This window comes from Achromobacter sp. 2789STDY5608615 (genome assembly GCF_001298995.1).
GTDB lineage: Bacteria > Pseudomonadota > Gammaproteobacteria > Burkholderiales > Burkholderiaceae_B > Achromobacter > Achromobacter insuavis.
Genome location: NZ_CYTY01000012.1, coordinates 54,930 through 72,254, shown reverse-complemented (window position 1 = coordinate 72,254; position 17,325 = coordinate 54,930). Strand labels below are relative to the sequence as shown.

The following is a 17,325-nucleotide window of genomic DNA, read 5'->3' as shown; positions in this document are numbered from 1 at the left end:
AACGAAGGGCGCCCACGTGGGCGCCCTTCTGCTTTGTATCGTCGATTCGAGCAGAGTTCCGCGCGAGGGATGGCGATATAATCACGTTATGTTATATCATAACTATTGGTAGCCATTCCCAACTCGGCCGGCAACATGCCCGGCCGGCCCGCCCCGCCCCTCCCATTGACTCCCCCGCATCTTCGGACGAAGAAGGACTCGCAGTGCTCGAAGCCATCGGCCTGACCAAACGCTACGGCGACCAGATCGCGCTCCACCCGCTGGACCTGCGCATCGAGCCGGGCGAAATCTATTGCCTGCTGGGCGCCAACGGCGCCGGCAAGACCACCACCATCAACCTGTTCCTGAACTTCATCGACGCCGACGGCGGCCAGGCCCTGATCCACGGCCTGGACGTGGCGCGCGAGCCGCTGGCCAGCAAGCGCCACGTGGCCTACATCCCCGAGCAGGTCAATCTGTACGGCACGCTCAGCGGACTGGAGAACCTGCGCTATTTCGCCGCGCTGGCCCTGGGCGAGGCGCCGCCGCGCGCGCGCCTGCTGGAACTGCTGGCCGAGGTCGGCCTCGATCCGGCCGCGGCCGACAAGCGCGTCGCCGCCTATTCCAAGGGCATGCGGCAGAAGGTCTGGATCGCCGTGGCGCTGGCCAAGGACGCGCGCGCGCTGCTGCTGGACGAGCCCACCTCCGGGCTGGACCCGTCCGCCGCCGCCGAATTCACCCGCCTGCTGCAACGCGCCAGCGAACGCGGCGTGGCCATCCTCGCCACCACCCACGACCTGTTCCACGCCCGCCAGACCGCCACCCGCGTCGGCATCATGAAGCGCGGCCGGCTGGTCGAGAGCCTGGACAGCCGGCAGATCGACGACACCGACCTGCAGGCGCTGTACCTGGCGCACATGAGGACCGGCGCATGATTCTGCTGATCGCCCTCAAGGACCTGCGCGAACGCCTGCGCGACGGCCGCTTGTACTGGGCCGGCGGCATCGTCGCGGTGCTGCTGCTGACCGCGCTGGCGGTAGGCTACCTGCACCAGCAGGAAGCGCGCGCCGAACAGGCCGCGGCCCAGAACACCGACTACGCCGACTGGCTCAAGCAAGGCGCGCGCCATCCCCACGACGCCGCCCACCAGGGCATGCACGTCTTCAAGCCCGACACCACCCTGGCGCTGCTGGATCCGGGCATCAATCCGTATATCGGCAGCACCGTATGGCTGCAGGCGCACCGCCAGAGCGAGGTCAAGTTCCGCCCGGCGCAGGACGCCACCGGGCTGCAGCGCTTCGGCGACCTGTCGGCCGCCTGGATCCTGCAGGCGCTGGGGCCGCTGCTGGTGATCGTGCTGGGCTTCAACGCGTTTTCGGGCGAACGCGAGCAAGGCATCCTGCGCCAGACCCTGAGCCTGGGCATCGCCCCGTGGCGCCTGCTGTGGGGCAAGGCCACCGCCCTGGCCATGAGCCTGGGCCTGCTGCTGGCGCCGGCCGCGCTGGCGGCCGGCGTGGCGGTGTGGCTGGCCGGCGGCCGCGCCGACGCGCTGTGGCGCTTCGCCGTGCTGGCGGGCGGCTACGCGATGTACCTGGCCGTCTTCATCTTCGTCACGCTGGGCGTATCGGCGGCGGCGCGCTCGTCGCGCGTGGCGATCACGGTGCTGCTGGCGCTCTGGATCGCCAATACGGTGATCGCGCCGCGCGTGATGGCCGAACTGTCGCGCGGCCTCTATCCCAGCCCGACTCGCCTGGAATTCAACCAGGCGCTGCAGGACGACCTCAAGGCCACCTCCGACCGCGTCTGGATGCAGGCCTTCGGCACCACCGAGCGCTGGAGCCGCGACGTGCCGCTGAACAAGTGGGGCCTGGCGCTCAAGCTCGACGACCAGTCCAGCTACGCCGTCTACGACCGCCACTTCGGCCGCCTGTGGGATACCTGGGAGCGGCAGCAGACCGTGCAGGAAGCGGCCGGCTGGCTGATGCCGCTGCTGGCGATGCGGGCGCTGTCCGCCGCCATGGCCGGCACCGACTTCGCCCACCACCGCGACTTCACCACCGCCGCCGAACAGCAGCGCCGCGTCATCCAGGACATCGTCAGCGCCGACCTGGTGGCGCACGCCGACACGCAGGAACACCTGCATTTCTCGTATCAGGCCAGCCCCTCGCTGTGGGCGCGCGTGCCGCCCTTCAAGTACCAGCCGCCCGCGGCCGGCTGGGCATTGCACCAGGCGCGCCTGAGCCTGCTGATGCTGGGCGCCGCGCTGCTGCTGAGCCTGCTCTTTGCCTGGCGCGCCGTGGCCCGCCAGACCGCCCTGTAGGAGACCCCTGGTGCACGATACGCAATTTCGCCGCTTCGGGATGGTCCTGCGGCACGAACTCCGCCTGCTGACGCGCGAACGCGCGCTGTGGCTGTGCGGCCTGCTGTTCCTGCTGCTGGTGGGCTACGCGGTCTTCAACGGGCTGCTGCAGACGTCGTTGCGCGACGAGGCCCAGGCCGCGCTGGCGCGCGCCGACGCGCAGAACCGCGCCAGCCAGCTGGCGCAGCTGCAACGCATCATGGACGGCAGCGAAACCCCGACGCCGTTCGGCAACCCGGCCAGCCCCGCCAACATGGGCGGCGGCCTGGGCGCGCACTACGCCATCATGCCGAGTGTGCCGCTGGCGCCGGTGGCGCTGGGCCAGACCGACCTGTTCCCGTCGCAGTTCAAGGTGACCTACGACAGCAAGGTCAACTTCATCCACAACAACGACATCGAGAACCCCTGGCACCTGCTCAGCGGCCATTTCGACCTGGCGTTCGTGGTGGTCTACCTGCTGCCGCTGCTGATCTTCGCGCTCGGCCACAACCTGCTGTCCGGCGAGAAGGAAGACGGCACGTTGCGCCTGCTGCTGTCGCAGCCGCTGGCGCTGCTGACCCTGATCAGCGGCAAGATCGCGTTGCGCGCGGCCGTGCTGCTGGGCGCCGCGGTGCTGCTGCCGGTGGCGGCCCTGCTGCTCGCCCGTCCCCAGGCCTTGCAGGCCGCCAGCGCCACGCTGTGGTGGGCCCTGCTGGTCGGCGCCTATGCGCTGTTCTGGTTCTCCGCCGTGGTGGCGGTCAACGCCTTCGGCAAATCCTCGGCCGCCAACGCCATGATCCTGATGGTCGGCTGGGTCCTGCTGGTGCTGGTGGTGCCGGTGCTGCTCAACCTGGTGGCCGCCTACGCCAGCCCCGCGCCGTCGCGCGCCGAACTGGCCACGCGCACCCGCGTGGCGACGGCGCTGGCGATGCGCGACCACGCCGCCCTGCTCTCGACCGACTACGGCCACATGGACAAGCCGGATGCGCTGATTCCGCGCGACGGCCATCTGGAAATCACCGGCCGTCCGCTGGGCCATGCGCGGGTCGAGCGCCAGGTGGACGCGGCGATGCAGCCCGAACTGGACCGCTTCGACGCGCAGATGGCGCGCCAGCAGGCGCTGGTGGCGCGCTACAGCGTGCTGTCGCCGGCGGCGGTGGCGTTCGAAGGCATCACCGCGCTGGCGGGCACCGGACAACGCCGCCACGCCGACTTCATGCGCCAGATCGACGCCTATCACCGGGCCTGGAAGGATTTCTTCCTGCCCCGCATCGAGGCCAGCCGCGCCATCGCGCCGGAGGACTTTGCCGCCATGCCGGTCTTCCACTGGCAGGAAGAGGATCCCGCCGCCGTCCGCGCGCGGGCCGTGCGCGCGCTGCTGCAGCTGCTGGCGCCCGCCGCGTTGCTGCTGGCCCTGGCCGGTTGGCGCCTGCGCCGCTATCGCGTGGTCTAGACACAGGTTTTTCACCCCATCAAGTTTCGGGAAAGCGTCATGAGAAGAGTCGTATCCACCGCCGCGCTCGCGGCATGCACCGCCGTGCCCAATGTCCAGGCCCAGGAAGTCCAGGCGCGCGAGGCCGAACTGCCCAGCATCCGCGTCGAGGCCGCCAGCGACGCGGACAGCCTGCACCTGGACAGCCGCAGCAGCAGCGCGTCGCGCCTGGGCCTGACCGTGCGCGAAACGCCGGCGTCGGTCGAGATCGTGTCGCAACAGGCCATGCGCGAACGCGGCGCCACCACCCTCAGCGAAGCCCTGCGCGGCGCCACCGGCCTGGCCGGCGGCGGTCCGCCGTCCTCGCCCACCACGCTGTCCTCGCGCGGCTTCACCGACATCCTGTATCTGTACGACGGCCTGCGCATGTCGGGCGCCGGTTCGACCAACCGGGTCGAGGACACCTGGAACTACGAGCGCATCGAGGTCCTGAAAGGCCCGGCCTCGGTGCTGCAGGGCGACAGCGCCATCGGCGGCATCGTCAACTTCCAGACCAAGCGCCCCGACCGCGACAACCCCTCGCGCGAAGCGATGTTCTCGTATGGCAGCTACGGCAGCACCCGCACCGGCATCGGCCTGGGCGACAACTTCGGCGAGACCGGCGCCTACCGCATCGACTACAGCCACAACGACAGCCGCGTCGGCACCATCGACCGCAACAGCAACAAGCTGGACCACCTGACCACCGGCGTCGCCTTCGACGTCGCGCCCGCCACCCGCCTGGACCTGTCGTTCGACTACTCGCGCGACACCGGCCACGCCTATTGGGGCACGCCGCTGATCCCGCGCAGCCTGGCCAAGGACCCCACAGGCGTGGTCAGCACGCCCGACGGCCGCGTGCTCGACCGCGCCCTGGCCGGCAAGAACTACAACGTGCTCGACGACCGCAACGAGGCTGAAGCCTATTGGGTGCGGGCGCGGGTCACCCACCAGCTGACGCCGTCATGGACGCTGCGCAACGAACTGGCGATGAACAAGGTCGACCGGCTGTGGAAGAACTCGGAATCGGCCACCTTCAGCGCCCCCGGCTCGATCGACCGTGACCAGACCATCATCACGCACCACCAGCGCTACCTGATCGACCGTTTCGACGCGACCCACAACGGCACCATCGGCGGCCTGTCGAACAAGTTCGTGATCGGCGGCGAGCTCAGCAAGACCACGCTCGACAGCGAACGGCGCTTCTCGAATCGCTCGGCCAGCACCGGCGACGCCCTGCGCGTGTCGCTGTGGAATCCGGACGTGGGCTATTTCAACGACGACCCCGCGCTGATGAGCGGCCCCGGCAACCGCACCGACTTCACCACCGACGTGCGCGGCGCCGCGCTGTTCCTGGAAGACTCGCTCAAGCTGACCGAGCGCTGGACCGTGGTCGGCGGCTACCGCTACGACCGCATCCGCGTCGAGCGCAGCGTCACCGACCTGAACGCCGGCACCCGCAGCGCCTTCGGCACCCGCTACAACGCCAACTCCATGCGCCTGGGCACCGTGTATGACGTGACGCCGTCGTCCTCGGTCTACGCGCAGTACACCAATGCCACCATTCCGGTGGGCTCGCTGTTCCTGCTGTCGCAGTCCAACGCCTCGTTCCCGCTGGCCAAGGGCGAGCAGTGGGAGGCCGGCTTCAAACAGAGCCTGGGCGACGTGGAATGGACCGCGGCGGTCTATCACATCAAGCTGGAGAACGTGCTGACGCGTGACGCCAACGACCCGCGCGTGACCATCAACAACGGCCGCCAGTCGTCGCGCGGGGTGGAGCTGTCGGCCGACTGGCGCATCACCCCGCAGCTGACCGTGTCCGGCAACATCGCGGCGCTGAACGCGCGCTTCGATTCGCTGACCGAGGCCGACGGCACCTCGCGCGTGGGCAACACCCCGCCCAACGTGCCCGAGCGGGTCGCCAACCTGTACGCCAACTACCGGCTCAAGGAACTGCCGATGAACTTCTTCGTCGGCCTGAACCACACCGGCAAGATCTATACCGACAACGCCAACCAGATCCGCATCAACGGCCACACCACCGTGGATGCAGCCGTCAGCTACCGCCTGCGGCCGGCGCTGATCACCTTCCGCGTGCGCAACCTGACCGACAAGCTCTACGCCTACTACGGCGGTCGCGCCACCAGCCAGGTGCTGCTGGCGCCGGGTCGCACCTACGAGTTGGGCGCGACGTTCGAGTTCTGAGGATCAGCAGCCCTGCACCGCCAGCTTGCGCTGGCGCTGGTTGGCGGCGCGCTGCCACAGCACCAGCCCCAGCCCGGCGGCGGCGATGACCGCGCCGGCGATCGGCACCGCGGCGTAGCCCAGGCCGGCGGAGATCACGCCGCCACCGGCCGCCGCGCCCACGGCGTTGCCCAGGTTGAACGCGCCCACGTTCACCGACGAGGCCAGGCCGGGCGCGTCGGTGGCGGCGCGCATCACCCGCATCTGCAACGGCGGCACCACGGCGAAGGTGCCGAAGCCGAAGATCAGCAGGCCGATCGCGGCGCCCACCGGGGTCTGCGCCAGCCACGGGAAGGCCAGCAGGTCGGCGATCACCAGCACCAGGAAGGCGATCAGGCTGCCATCCAGCGACCGATCGGCGAAACGGCCGCCGGCGGTGTTGCCGACGGTGAAGCCGATGCCGATCAGCACCAGCATCGCGGTCACGAAGTTGGGCGAGGCGCCAGTCAACTCGGCCAGCGTCGGCGCCACGTAGGTGTACAGCGTGAACATCGCGCCCGCGCCCAGCACCGTGGTCAACAGGGCAACCAGCACCACCGGGGTCTTGAGCACCGCCAGCTCGTGGCGGATGTCCGGACGCCGCCCGGCTTCGCCCGCCGGCAGCGCGAACCACAGCGACAGCATCGCCAGCAGGCCCAGGACCGAGGTCGCGGCGAACGACATGCGCCAGCCGATCACCTGGCCCAGCCAGGTCGCCGCCGGCACGCCGCCGACGTTGGCGATGGTCAGCCCCAGGAACATCGTCGCCACCGCGCTGGCCTGTTTGTGGCGCGGCACCACGCTGGCGGCCACCAGCGAACCCAGGCCAAAGAAGGCGCCGTGGTTCAGGCTGGTCACCAGACGCGCCAGCAGCAGCGTGGTGTAGTTGGGCGACAGCGCCGACAGCAGGTTGCCGATGGTGAAGATCGCCATCAGCACGATCAGCGCCTTGCGGCGCGACCAGCGCGACAGCGCCAGCGTCATCAGCGGCGCGCCGAGCATCACGCCGATCGCGTAGGCGCTGATCAGCATGCCGGCGCTGGGGATGGACACGCCCACGCCGTCGGCGATAACGGGCAGCAGGCCCATGGGCGAAAATTCGGTGACGCCGATGCCGAAGGCGCCGACGGCCAGCGCCAGCAATGGCAGGCCGGCTTTCACCGGCGGGGTTTCATGGGTAGACATACGGTTCCTTGGTTGGATGCGCCGACCAGGGAATCCAGGGACGCCGCGGCGGGAGCCGGGACGTGGGAACGGTCTGATCGGAAGACAGGCGGCCAGTATGCCGGATATACCCTTACAGAAAAAGCAACTAAACGGGGAAAGACTTTTGACTTGGAGTCATGAATGACGTGGGGGGTCGAGAGAGGGGAGAAATTCCCGCTCGGTAATTTTTTCGACGGAAATCGCGTTGTTCATCAAAAGAATTACCGAGCGGGAATATGGGCCCAGGATAAAAGGGACGGGCTGAACGCCCCCATCCCCAACGAGGTAGTACGGCCCCAGCCGCCGCTCGCCAATGAAAAAGGCGCCCTCGCGGGCGCCCTTTTCTTGCCTCCGTACCGCCGCTTACTTCAGCAGCAGCGCATTCAACCGCTTCACGAACGCCGCCGGGTCAGCGATCTGCGCGCCTTCGGCCAGCAGGGCCTGGTCGAGCAGCAGGCGGGCCCACTGGTCGAACTCGCCGTCGTCGGCGGCGCGGATGCGGGCCAGCAGCGGGTGTTCCGGGTTGATCTCCAGCACCGGCTTGACGTTGGGCGCTTCCTGGCCGGCCGCCTTCAGCATGCGCAGCAGGTGCGGGCTGAGTTCGTTCTGGCCCACCACCACGCACGCCGGCGAATCCACCAGGCGTAGCGTCACGCGCACTTCCTTGACCTGGTCTTCCAGGGTCTTCTGCAGGCGCTCGACCAGCGGCTTGAAGTCCTCGGCCACTTCGGCCTGGTGCTTCTTTTCTTCCTCGTCGGCCAGCTCGGCCAGGTCGAGGCCGCCCTTGGCCACCGAGACCAGCGACTTGCCGTCGAATTCACGCAGATACGACAGCATCCACTCGTCGACGCGGTCGGACAGCAGCAGCACCTCGATGCCCTTCTTGCGGAAGATCTCCAGGTGCGGGCTGTTGCTGGCGGCGGCGAAGGTGTCGGCCGTGACGTAGTAGATCTTGTCCTGGCCTTCCTTCATGCGGCCCACGTAGTCGGCGAACGACACGGTCTGAGCCTGGTCGCCGGTGTGGGTCGAGGCAAAACGCATCAGCTTGGCGATGCGTTCCAGGTTGGCGTGGTCTTCGCCCGCGCCTTCCTTGAGCACCTGGCCAAATTCCGACCAGAACGCGGCGTACTCTTCCGGCTTGTTCTCGGCCAGGTCTTCCAGCAGCGACAGGATGCGCTTGGCCGAGCCTTCGCGGATGGCGCGCACGTCGCGGCTTTCCTGCAGGATCTCGCGCGACACGTTCAGCGGCAGGTCGGCCGAGTCGATCACGCCGCGCACGAAGCGCAGGTACGACGGCAGCAGCTGGTCGGCGTCGTCCATGATGAAGACGCGCTTGACGTACAGCTTGACGCCACGGCGGCCGTCGCGGTCCCACAGGTCCATCGGCGCGTGCTTGGGCACGTACAGCAGCTGGGTGTATTCGCTGCGGCCTTCGACGCGGTTGTGGGTCCAGGCGAGCGGGTCGTCATAGTCGTGCGACACCGTCTTGTAGAACTCGCGGTACTGTTCCTCGGTGACGTCGGCCTTGTTGCGGGCCCACAGGGCGTTGGCCTGGTTGACCGTTTCCAGCTCGTCCTGCTTGACCTGTTCGCCCTTCTCCGCGTCCCATTCTTCCTTGGCCATGCGGATCGGCAGCGAGATGTGGTCGGAGTAGCGGCGCAGGATCTCGCGCAGCTTCCAGCCGTTGAGCAGCTCGTCTTCGTCGGCACGCAGGTGCAGCGTGACGTCGGTGCCGCGCGTGGCCTTGTCGGCGGCGGCGATGGTGAATTCGCCCTGGCCGTCGGATTCCCAGCGGATCGCGTCGGTGGCGCCGGCGCGGCGGCTGACCACCGTGACCTTGTCGGCCACGATGAACGAGGAATAGAAGCCCACGCCGAACTGGCCGATCAGTTGCGCATCCTTCTGCTTGTCGCCGGTCAGCTGCGAGAAGAACTCGCGCGTGCCCGAACGGGCGATGGTGCCCAGGTTGGCCACGGCCTCTTCGCGCGACAGGCCGATGCCGTTGTCGGAAATGGTGATCGTGCGCGCTTCCTTGTCGTAACCGACGGTGATGGCCAGCTCGCCATCGCCTTCCAGCAGCGCCGGGTTGTCGATGGCTTCGAAGCGCAGCTTGTCGCAGGCATCAGACGCGTTCGACACCAGCTCGCGCAGGAAAATTTCCTTGTTGCTGTACAGCGAATGGATCATCAGGTGCAGCAGTTGCTTCACCTCGGCCTGGAATCCCAGGGTTTCGGACGTGGCAGTTTGGCTCATCGTTGTATGAAAAGTCGGAAAATTAGGGACAAAGGAAAGCCGGATGACGGGCCGCGCGGCCCGGGCGGTCTCCGGGAAACCCTATTGTGATGGGGGCCATCTGAAATATTTCAAGACCGGACCCGGCGACGGCCGTTCCGGCGCCGCCTCGGGCAAGCGAGGACACCCCGCTCCGCCCCGGGCATCAATCAAAAATGGACAGGACGCCGCTGCGATAACGCGTCTTGGCCTCCAGCACCTCTTCAAATTCGGGCACCGCCAGCTTCCCGCTGCGGACCAGCTTGCGGATGTCGTCCGCCGTGATCTGCCGGGTTGCCTGCGAGCGGAGCAGAAAATCCGCCGCGGCGGGATCGAGGATCTGGTAGATCGGACTGAATATCAGCTGCGACGCCCCCAGCTCGTCGAGATAATAGAGCGTGTCGCCATTGCGCCAGACCGAGCCGAAGCCGTGATAGACGTCGCCGAGCTTGGTCCAATCCCCCGCCGGCGCGTCCTTGAACCGCAGGATCAGCGTGGACCGGGACACCAGCCCGCCGCCGCCGCGGGAGCGGTTCCAGACCTCCTTGCCCTTCAGGAACAGCACCTGACGGCCATCCCGGAAAACATACGGCGACAGCGCCGTGAAGCCACCCGCCGCGAACGGATCGTCGCCGGCCCGCTCCACCACGCCCTTCTCGCTGTTGTAGAAATAGATGCCGTCCCGGCTCGCGAACAGCGCATGGAGCACGTGCCGGCCCTGTTCGTTCACCAGCCGGTAGGGCGCATGCGCCGGGTCGAACGCCAGCGCCCCCCCAGGTACACCATGCCATTGCGCGGGTCATGAAGATAAGGCTGGTTGTAGAGATTGCCGACCGTGAAGGTGTACAGCGCCGGATCATCCGACAACGGCAGCAGCGTCTCCCGGTAATAGACCCGGTGGCCATCGGCGAAGAAATCGTCGCCCGGCCGCGCCTCGCCGACCTGGATCGCGGCGATGCGGCGCAATTGCGCCGGGTCCGCTTGCGGCATGTCGCGACCCTTGTAGAACACGCGCGCGCCATCCGTGGCCAACTGGCGGTCGAGCAGCGGCCGGTAGGGCTGGCCGCTGGCCGGCAAAACCAGGAACGGGTACAGGTAGGTCTGCGGCTTGTCGCCCCGGCCGGCCCGATACAGGATGTTCTGCCAGATCTCATCCAGCCGACCCAGCTCGCGATTGAGTCCGGAAGAAGAATCACAGAAGTAGGTCAGCGCGCCGTCGCTGAAATAGCTGTTGCCCAGGTAGCGCGCGGTGTCCGCACGCATTTGCGGCAGGACGCGGTTGCCGCAATACACATGGCTTGCATCACGCGCCGCCTGGCGGCTATCGAAGCGGCCCTTGTCGAAGGTCTGGAAACTGGCCGGATCGGCGCCCCCCATGCGGTAGTAGCCGTTGCTGGGCACGGCCGCGTAGACCTCGCCCTGATAGCGCTTGTAGATGCTGTTGCCATAGGACTCGCCATGATCGATGGCGGCGAAATCGTCGCCGCTATCGATCAGCCAGAACAGCAACAGCATCGACAGAAGCAGGGCCAGCAAGACCACGACGATCACGATCCCTCTGGTGCGTTTATGCATCGGTTCCCGGTTCGGCGGCCCCTGGTTGGCGGACAAGAATTCTATCAAGCCCCCTGCCGCCCCCCCAGGCAGACGCGCTGCGCCCGGGGACCTTCCCCGCTAAAATGCCGCACTTTCCTCCCCTACCCCTCCCCGGCCGGCTCCCTGCCATGCAACCCGCCTCCCTGACCCAACCTACCTCCCACGGCGCGTCCGACGACGCCGAACCCCGCCACGACCTGGTCTACGGCCCCGACGATCGTCCCGCCGCCCCGGTCGCCTTCGTCGCCGCCCTGCAGCATTTGCTGGCCATCCTGGCGCCCATCGTCACCCCCGGCCTGCTGATCTGCCAGGCCCTGGGCGTGAGCAGCCGCGACACCACCCTGATCGTGTCCATGTCGCTGGTCATCTCCGGCATCGCCACCTACGTGCAGTGCAAGCGCTTCGGTCCGCTGGGCGCGGGCCTCCTGATCGTGCAGGGCACCAGTTTCAACTTCGTCGGCCCGCTGATCGCCGGCGGCTCGGTCATGGTCAAACAGGGCACGCCGGTAGAGGCCGTGATGGCCGCGATCTTCGGCGTCGTCATCGCCGGTTCCTTCGTCGAAATGGGCATTAGCCGCATCCTGCCCTTCGTCAAGCGCCTGATCACCCCGCTGGTCACCGGCATCGTCGTGCTGCTGATCGGCCTGACGCTGATCAAGGTCGGCCTCATCAGCATGGGCGGCGGTTTCGGCGCCATGGCCAGCGGCACCTTCGCCAGCGCCGAGAACCTGACGCTATCGGGCCTGGTGCTGGGCACCATCATCCTGCTGAACCGCGTGCCGGTGGTGTGGATCCGCAGCACCGCGCTGGTGCTGGCGCTGGCCGTCGGCTACATCGCCGCCGCCTACATGGGCCGCCTGGACTTCACCGGCGCGCGCGAAGCCGCGCTGTTCCAGGTGCCGATGCCGCTGCACTTCGGCCTGGGCTTCTCCTGGGCACTGTTCGTGCCGATGCTGATCATCTACCTGGTCACCTCGCTGGAAGCCATCGGCGACGTCACCGCCACCAGCAAGGTCTCCAAGCAGCCGGTCGAAGGCCCGCTGTGGATGCAACGCATCAAGGGCGGCGTGCTGGTCAACGGCGCCAACTCGCTGCTGGCGGGCGTGTTCAACACCTTCCCCAGCTCGGTCTTCGCCCAGAACAACGGCGTCATCCAGCTGACCGGCATCGCCAGCCGCCACGTCGGCGTCTGGATCGCCGGCATGCTGGTCCTGCTGGGCCTGTTCCCCACCGTCGCCGGCGTGCTGCAGGCCGTGCCGGAACCCGTGCTGGGCGGCGCCGCCATGGTCATGTTCGGCGCCGTGGCCGCGTCGGGCATCAACATCCTGGCCGGCATCCACCTGGACCGCCGCGCCCTGCTGATCATCGCCGTGTCGCTGGCCCTGGGCCTGGGCGTGTCGCAGGTGCCCGAGATCCTGTCGCACCTGCCGCACTCAGTGAAAAGCGTGCTGGAATCGGGCGTGGCCACGGGCGGCATCTGCGCACTGGTCATGAACTGGTTCCTGCCGGAAAAGAAGTAAGCACGCGGGCCGGCGCGCCCCGCGCCGGCCCCTTGCCTGACAATTTTCCCCAGACCGCATATAATCGCGGTCTTCGCTTTACCCGCGACCGTCGCCTGGACGGCCCCGCGACCAGCCTGCCCGGGTGGTGAAATTGGTAGACGCAGGGGACTCAAAATCCCCCGCCGCAAGGCGTGCCGGTTCGATTCCGGCCCCGGGCACCAGATTGAAAAAGCCGCTACTGCAACGCAGAGCGGCTTTTTTGTTTGCGCGGCGCTATGCGTGCGCCGTGTCCTTGCCCTTGGCGACGGCGGTGAGCGATACGCCCAATGCGTTCATGACCCGGCGCAGCGTCAGGTAGCTGGAATTTGCTCCCCAGAGAGCAATACAGCCAGCAGAGTAAGCTCCCAGACAAACACGGAGACCTCGACATGGACATCTACGAGCGCACTTTCGACTGGGTGCCCGCGGCCGAAGGGCGGGCCCGATTCGCCGGGGGTATCCGCGGCTGGGACGAACGCGGACACGACACCTATGCGGTCGAAGTGGATGGCAAGGTCATGTATAGCGAGATCGCCAGGACCTTTCTTCCCAACCAGAACGACTTCAACATCCAGATCGTGTCGTTCGGCTATGGCGTGCACGAACACGTTGGCATGCCGCGGCCGGCAGGCCATGACTCACACGCCCGGGGCGTTTCCGATGGGGAGACGCTGCAACGTGTGCAATCGGTCCTGGCGCGGCTGATCCTGGCCGGCCTGTGTTTCGAGGACCGACCCCGTGTCCTGCTTGAATATCCCCACGCCCGCTTCCAGGGGAAACTGATCTTCGCCGAAGGCTGGGCGGCCGGCGCGCCGGCGCGAGAGCTCACGATCCGCGCGGAGCCCCGCTCCGCCTGAGCGTGACCATTCCCTCACGCCAGGCGCGATCTCAATGGCGCCCCCAGCGCCCCTCGTAATACACCCAATGCCCATGCCGCTGGCGCCACTCCGGCCCGTGATACACGTAGCCCGGCCGCGCCGGCATCCACACGCCGCCGACCCACGCGTGGCGCCCGCCGACCCATTCCCAATGGCCCGGCGCCCACACGTAGCCCACGCGCGGCGGCGGCACGACTTCCACGCGGGGCGGCGGCGGCGCCACGTCGATGCTGATGGCCACGCCGGCCTGCGCGACGCCGGGCACAGAGAGCGCCCCCAGGGACAGGACCACCGCGGCACCCGCGGTCATCGCGGCTTTGACTAGATTCTTCATGATGCATCTCCCTCGCAGTCGCGTCCGCCAATGCGGACGCGGTGAGGCCAGTGTGCGCGGAAGGGATTATCGAAATGGTTACGCACCATGGGCAGATGGTTTCAGTGGATTTCGCACCGTGGCGACGCTTCCGCCACGCGCCCCACCCAGGGCCATCCGGCCCCGTAAATTCCGCACAGTGGATTTAAGGGGAATTCCCCGATTCTCCGCCCCAGGCCCGGCCGATACCATTCGCCGCATTTCCGCCTGTCGGCGGACATAGACCCATAAGTTGCGCGCCCGCGCGGAGACACCATGAAAGCACTGACTACCGTCGCGGCAGGCGCCGCGCTCCTTCTCTCGTCGTGGGGCGCCAGCGCGGGCGTGACGTTCGAGAACGTCAAGAACAAGGGATTCGTGCAGTGCGGCGTGTCCACCGGCGTGGCCGGCTTCTCGGTCAATGACAGCAAGGGCGGCTGGATGGGCCTGGACGTGGACCTGTGCCGCGCGCTGGCCGTGACCATGTTCGGCGATGCCTCCAAGTCCAAGATCATGGCCGTCAGCGCGGTGCAGCGCTTCACCGCCCTGCAGTCCGGCGAAGTCGACGTCCTGCCGCGCAACACCACCCTGGTTATGACGCGCGACACCACCCTGGGCCTGATCGGCGTAGGCGTGAACTACTACGACAGTCAGGGCATCATGGTGAACAAGTCCCTGAACGTGAAAAGCGCCAAGGAGCTGGACGGCGCCACCGTCTGCGTGCAGCCCGGCACCACCACCGAACTGAATCTGTCCGACTGGTTCCGCTCGCAGAACATCGCCTTCAAGCCGGTGGTGGTCGAGCGCATGGATGAAATCGTCCGCGCCTTCGCGGTGGGCCGCTGCGACGCCTTCACCGGCGACAAGTCGCAACTGGCCGCGGCCCGCACCAATCTTGAGAATCCCGAGAAATACGACATCCTGCCGGAGAACTTCTCCAAGGAACCGCTGGGGCCCATGGTGCGCCAGGGCGACGAGCAATGGTTCAACGTGGTCCGCTGGACCATGTTCGCGATGCTGGAGGCCGAGGAATACGGCGTCACCTCGAAGAACGTGGACGAGATGCTCAAGAGCACCAATCCCAATGTACAACGCCTGCTGGGCGTGACGCCGGGGATGGGCAAGAACCTGGGCGTGGATGACAAGTGGGCCTACAACGTCATCAAGCAGATCGGCAATTACGGCGAGAGTTTCGAGAAGAACCTGGGAGAGACCAGCCCGCTGAAGCTGGCTCGGGGATTGAATGCGTCGTATCGGAATGGCGGGCTGATGTATGGATGGCCGGTGCGGTGACGCGGCATACCTGAATGGAGAAACGGGCGCTTGAGGCGCCCCTTTTTTTTCTAGTCGACTCGCTCTGCTCGAAAGACCATTTCCCTGTGGAACTCCAAGTACCCCGCGGTCTGAGCCGAGAATGCTCCCACATTTTCCCGTTCCGGTAGCCCCCCCAAGCTCTCAGGGTCACCAACGCTGCCGCTCTCACCAGCAAATCACCATTACCTTGGAAAGAAATCCAACCTTGATCAAATAGACGGTCGACATGCGGAGCCAACATCAAACCGTTGTGGCCATCCAAACGCTCAGCATTGGAACTATTCCGCCACGGCTTGATATGACTGGCCACCAGAAACCCCGGATCGGACACGCCGGTCAGTCGGCACTTTGGCTCCAGCTTCAACACCTCTCGACGATAGGCGCCCTGCCCGATACGCGCTTGATAAAGGCGTGCTTTTTCCGTTGCAGGAATGGCCTGCGCCTCCAACTCTGCATCTGCTGATACACCAACAATCAACGCCTCGTTCGTCTCAACATTACCCAGCACCCAGCGTCCAAACTCATTACTGATCGCCGAGAGATAAGCCAATTGAGCGTTGCCATTGGGAAGCAAAGGGGCATTTCTAGGTGCCAAGAACGTTCGAATCGTATCCAGGTAGGGCTGCAACGAAAAGGGCATAGGTAACCGCTCCCATCGAACGCTTACCTCCCAACCAGGGACATCCCATCCCATTTCCGCATACCCAGGCTTAGGAGAAGAATCTATTGCGGCACGTAGGGCAATGCCAATCGCCTGAACATGCTGCTTGGCATAAGAAATGATCACGTCACCTGGCCTAACCTTCGCGACGTTCAGCCAAGGAATTCGTTGCACCTGGTCCGGACGAACTTGCGGACACCAGATGTACCCGCCCTCAAGTTCCTTCTTGTAAGACTTGCTGTGATTCACCCACCAGAAGTTCATCCATCGCTCCCTGTTATCTTTTGTAATAGTAGCGACATCCATGGATCAACTTGAAATCACATGCAAATTCGTGGAGCAGATGGAAGCCCCTCACTCCTCGACCCGTTTATGATGGCGTCGTAGCGAGTCCGCCCAAATGCGTTACTCTCCCCACCCCAATCATTCCCCCCGCAAGGAGCCCAACATGGCACAAGCCTCCGCCCGCCACATCCTGGTTTCGACCGAAGCCAAGGCCAACGAACTGAAGACCGCCATCGAAAACGGCGCCGACTTCGCCCAGCTGGCCAAGGAAAACTCGAGCTGCCCGTCCAGCCGCGACGGCGGCAACCTGGGCACGTTCGGCCCGGGCCAGATGGTCAAGGAATTCGACACCGTGGTGTTCAGCGCCCCCGTCGGCGAAGTCCAGGGCCCGGTGAAGACCCAGTTCGGTTATCACCTGGTCGAAGTGACCAGCCGCAAGGACTGAGTCCTCGCCCCAGCAGGTCCAGAGACCGCCGCCGGCGCAATGCCGGCGGCGGTTTTTTTTTGAAAGCCGCCAGACGGCCTGCGGCGCAGGCGGGAACCCGCCCCCCTCCCTCTTACAGCAGATACAACCGGAACGGATACGCGTAGTAGATCTGCTCGGTGCGGTTCACCTTGCCCTCGAACTCCTGGTAGATCCGCTTGCGGGCGCGATACAGCGCCTCCATGGGCGCCTCGCCCTGGCGGGTGCCGCCGAAGAAGTAGCGCAGCATCAGGGTCGAGGAATTGCCGGACTCGTTGCTGATGATGGGGGCCAGGTAGTGATGGGCGCCGCAACGGCGCGCGGCGTCGACGAAGGCCTTGCTCATGCCGAGCTGGCTGGCGTCGAAATAGACCAGGTCGAAGGCGGCGCCCTGCAGGTCCTTGGGGTACATGTCGTCCTCGCCCAGGCCGATGGCGTCGTTCTCGTCTTTTTCCGGCCGCCCCCAGGTGGGACTGACGACGCCTTCGCCGCTGATCAGCAGGAAATCGTAGCGGCTGCGCGCGAACATGTCGGGCGTGGCGGTGGTGGTGAGCTGGAAGGTCGAGCCGGGGTAGAGGCGGCGCACGTCCCCGCGCCGCCGCCTTCGGTCCCGAAGCCCGCGGCCTGATCCTGCGGGATCCCGAGACCGATCCCGACGACGGCGCCGGCGACGTGCGCCGGCAGCCGCCGCAGCCGCGGGCGCGGCGGGCGACAGGCGGGATTCGGGCGCGGCATTGCCCTCGGGCG

Annotated in this window: 14 protein-coding genes, 1 tRNA gene and 1 pseudogene; 9 read left to right on the top strand and 7 right to left on the bottom strand. The window is 66.5% G+C overall.

All coding sequences use genetic code 11. The features are described 5' to 3' along the window. Positions 1-203 precede the first annotated feature (203 nt). Genes AOZ49_RS12600 through AOZ49_RS12585 form a run of 4 tightly spaced genes read left to right on the top strand, consistent with a single transcriptional unit; the run spans position 204 to position 5,993 of the window. Positions 204-914, top strand: coding sequence for an ABC transporter ATP-binding protein (locus AOZ49_RS12600; RefSeq protein WP_054429136.1), 711 nt, complete (start codon positions 204-206; stop codon positions 912-914). Further along, the gene (locus AOZ49_RS12595; protein WP_054475677.1) at positions 911-2,299 is read left to right on the top strand and encodes an ABC transporter permease subunit; all 1,389 of its coding nucleotides are present in this window, start codon (positions 911-913) and stop codon (positions 2,297-2,299) included. Before AOZ49_RS12600 ends, AOZ49_RS12595 begins: the two co-directional genes overlap by 4 nt. Positions 2,300-2,309: 10 nt before the next feature. Beyond that, positions 2,310-3,770 (top strand): ABC transporter permease subunit, encoded by a 1,461-nt coding sequence (locus tag AOZ49_RS12590; RefSeq protein WP_054475676.1) that lies wholly within the window; start codon positions 2,310-2,312, stop codon positions 3,768-3,770. Between the two features lie 39 nt (positions 3,771-3,809). Beyond that, on the top strand, positions 3,810-5,993 hold the full coding sequence (locus AOZ49_RS12585) for a TonB-dependent receptor (RefSeq protein WP_054475673.1): 2,184 nt from the start codon (positions 3,810-3,812) through the stop codon (positions 5,991-5,993). Positions 5,994-5,996: 3 nt separating this feature from the next. Here the strand turns inward: AOZ49_RS12585 and AOZ49_RS12580 are convergent, their stop codons facing one another. The 4 genes from AOZ49_RS12580 to AOZ49_RS33505 all read right to left on the bottom strand — a co-directional run bounded on the left by AOZ49_RS12580 (position 5,997) and on the right by AOZ49_RS33505 (position 11,063). Next, the gene (locus AOZ49_RS12580) at positions 5,997-7,196 is read right to left on the bottom strand and encodes an MFS transporter (RefSeq protein ID WP_054475671.1); all 1,200 of its coding nucleotides are present in this window, start codon (positions 7,194-7,196) and stop codon (positions 5,997-5,999) included. Between the two features lie 384 nt (positions 7,197-7,580). Further along, on the bottom strand, positions 7,581-9,470 hold the full coding sequence (gene htpG / locus AOZ49_RS12575) for a molecular chaperone HtpG (RefSeq protein ID WP_054429141.1): 1,890 nt from the start codon (positions 9,468-9,470) through the stop codon (positions 7,581-7,583). Positions 9,471-9,654: 184 nt separating this feature from the next. Next, positions 9,655-10,197, bottom strand: a complete 543-nt coding sequence (locus AOZ49_RS33510; RefSeq protein ID WP_231690329.1) for a hypothetical protein — start codon at positions 10,195-10,197, stop codon at positions 9,655-9,657. Positions 10,198-10,214: 17 nt separating this feature from the next. Next, positions 10,215-11,063, bottom strand: a complete 849-nt coding sequence (locus AOZ49_RS33505) for a DKNYY domain-containing protein (protein ID WP_231690328.1) — start codon at positions 11,061-11,063, stop codon at positions 10,215-10,217. A 149-nt stretch (positions 11,064-11,212) separates the two neighbouring features. Here AOZ49_RS33505 and AOZ49_RS12565 point away from each other — a divergent pair, with 149 nt between their 5' ends. The 3 genes from AOZ49_RS12565 (at position 11,213) to AOZ49_RS12555 (ending at position 13,482) form a co-directional block, all read left to right on the top strand. Beyond that, positions 11,213-12,604 carry a nucleobase:cation symporter-2 family protein gene (locus tag AOZ49_RS12565; RefSeq protein WP_054475668.1) on the top strand — a complete coding sequence of 464 codons (1,392 nt, stop codon included), beginning with the start codon at positions 11,213-11,215 and terminating at the stop codon, positions 12,602-12,604. Between the two features lie 118 nt (positions 12,605-12,722). Next, a tRNA-Leu gene (locus AOZ49_RS12560) sits at positions 12,723-12,807 on the top strand. Between the two features lie 207 nt (positions 12,808-13,014). Further along, positions 13,015-13,482, top strand: a complete 468-nt coding sequence (locus AOZ49_RS12555) for a hypothetical protein (protein ID WP_054475665.1) — start codon at positions 13,015-13,017, stop codon at positions 13,480-13,482. 31 nt (positions 13,483-13,513) lie between these two features. Here the strand turns inward: AOZ49_RS12555 and AOZ49_RS12550 are convergent, their stop codons facing one another. Then, the gene (locus AOZ49_RS12550; RefSeq protein WP_054475664.1) at positions 13,514-13,837 is read right to left on the bottom strand and encodes a YXWGXW repeat-containing protein; all 324 of its coding nucleotides are present in this window, start codon (positions 13,835-13,837) and stop codon (positions 13,514-13,516) included. A gap of 294 nt (positions 13,838-14,131) precedes the next feature. On the opposite strand from AOZ49_RS12550, the gene AOZ49_RS12545 reads away from it, so the two are divergent. Next, on the top strand, positions 14,132-15,148 hold the full coding sequence (locus tag AOZ49_RS12545) for an amino acid ABC transporter substrate-binding protein (protein ID WP_054429151.1): 1,017 nt from the start codon (positions 14,132-14,134) through the stop codon (positions 15,146-15,148). Positions 15,149-15,368: 220 nt separating this feature from the next. Here AOZ49_RS12545 and AOZ49_RS33500 read toward each other — a convergent pair. Next, positions 15,369-15,809, bottom strand: a pseudogene (locus AOZ49_RS33500) (HNH endonuclease); the annotation flags it as partial. 469 nt (positions 15,810-16,278) lie between these two features. On the opposite strand from AOZ49_RS33500, the gene AOZ49_RS12540 reads away from it, so the two are divergent. Continuing rightward, a complete protein-coding gene (locus AOZ49_RS12540) occupies positions 16,279-16,560 on the top strand; it encodes a peptidylprolyl isomerase (protein ID WP_006385706.1) in 282 nt (93 codons plus the stop codon). 112 nt (positions 16,561-16,672) lie between these two features. Here the strand turns inward: AOZ49_RS12540 and AOZ49_RS12535 are convergent, their stop codons facing one another. Then, positions 16,673-17,164 (bottom strand): hypothetical protein, encoded by a 492-nt coding sequence (locus AOZ49_RS12535; protein ID WP_054475662.1) that lies wholly within the window; start codon positions 17,162-17,164, stop codon positions 16,673-16,675. Between the last annotated feature and the right edge of the window lie 161 nt (positions 17,165-17,325).

What these genes read in the sequence shown, in the direction of transcription:
- AOZ49_RS12550 (WP_054475664.1), bottom strand. Translation starts at nt 13,837, where the DNA reads ATGAAGAATCTAGTCAAAGCCGCGATGACCGCGGGTGCCGCGGTGGTC.
- AOZ49_RS33505 (WP_231690328.1), bottom strand. Translation starts at nt 11,063, where the DNA reads ATGCATAAACGCACCAGAGGGATCGTGATCGTCGTGGTCTTGCTGGCC.
- htpG (WP_054429141.1), bottom strand. Translation starts at nt 9,470, where the DNA reads ATGAGCCAAACTGCCACGTCCGAAACCCTGGGATTCCAGGCCGAGGTG.
- AOZ49_RS12585 (WP_054475673.1), top strand. Translation starts at nt 3,810, where the DNA reads ATGAGAAGAGTCGTATCCACCGCCGCGCTCGCGGCATGCACCGCCGTG.
- AOZ49_RS12545 (WP_054429151.1), top strand. Translation starts at nt 14,132, where the DNA reads ATGAAAGCACTGACTACCGTCGCGGCAGGCGCCGCGCTCCTTCTCTCG.
- AOZ49_RS12540 (WP_006385706.1), top strand. Translation starts at nt 16,279, where the DNA reads ATGGCACAAGCCTCCGCCCGCCACATCCTGGTTTCGACCGAAGCCAAG.
- AOZ49_RS12595 (WP_054475677.1), top strand. Translation starts at nt 911, where the DNA reads ATGATTCTGCTGATCGCCCTCAAGGACCTGCGCGAACGCCTGCGCGAC.
- AOZ49_RS12565 (WP_054475668.1), top strand. Translation starts at nt 11,213, where the DNA reads ATGCAACCCGCCTCCCTGACCCAACCTACCTCCCACGGCGCGTCCGAC.
- AOZ49_RS12555 (WP_054475665.1), top strand. Translation starts at nt 13,015, where the DNA reads ATGGACATCTACGAGCGCACTTTCGACTGGGTGCCCGCGGCCGAAGGG.
- AOZ49_RS12580 (WP_054475671.1), bottom strand. Translation starts at nt 7,196, where the DNA reads ATGTCTACCCATGAAACCCCGCCGGTGAAAGCCGGCCTGCCATTGCTG.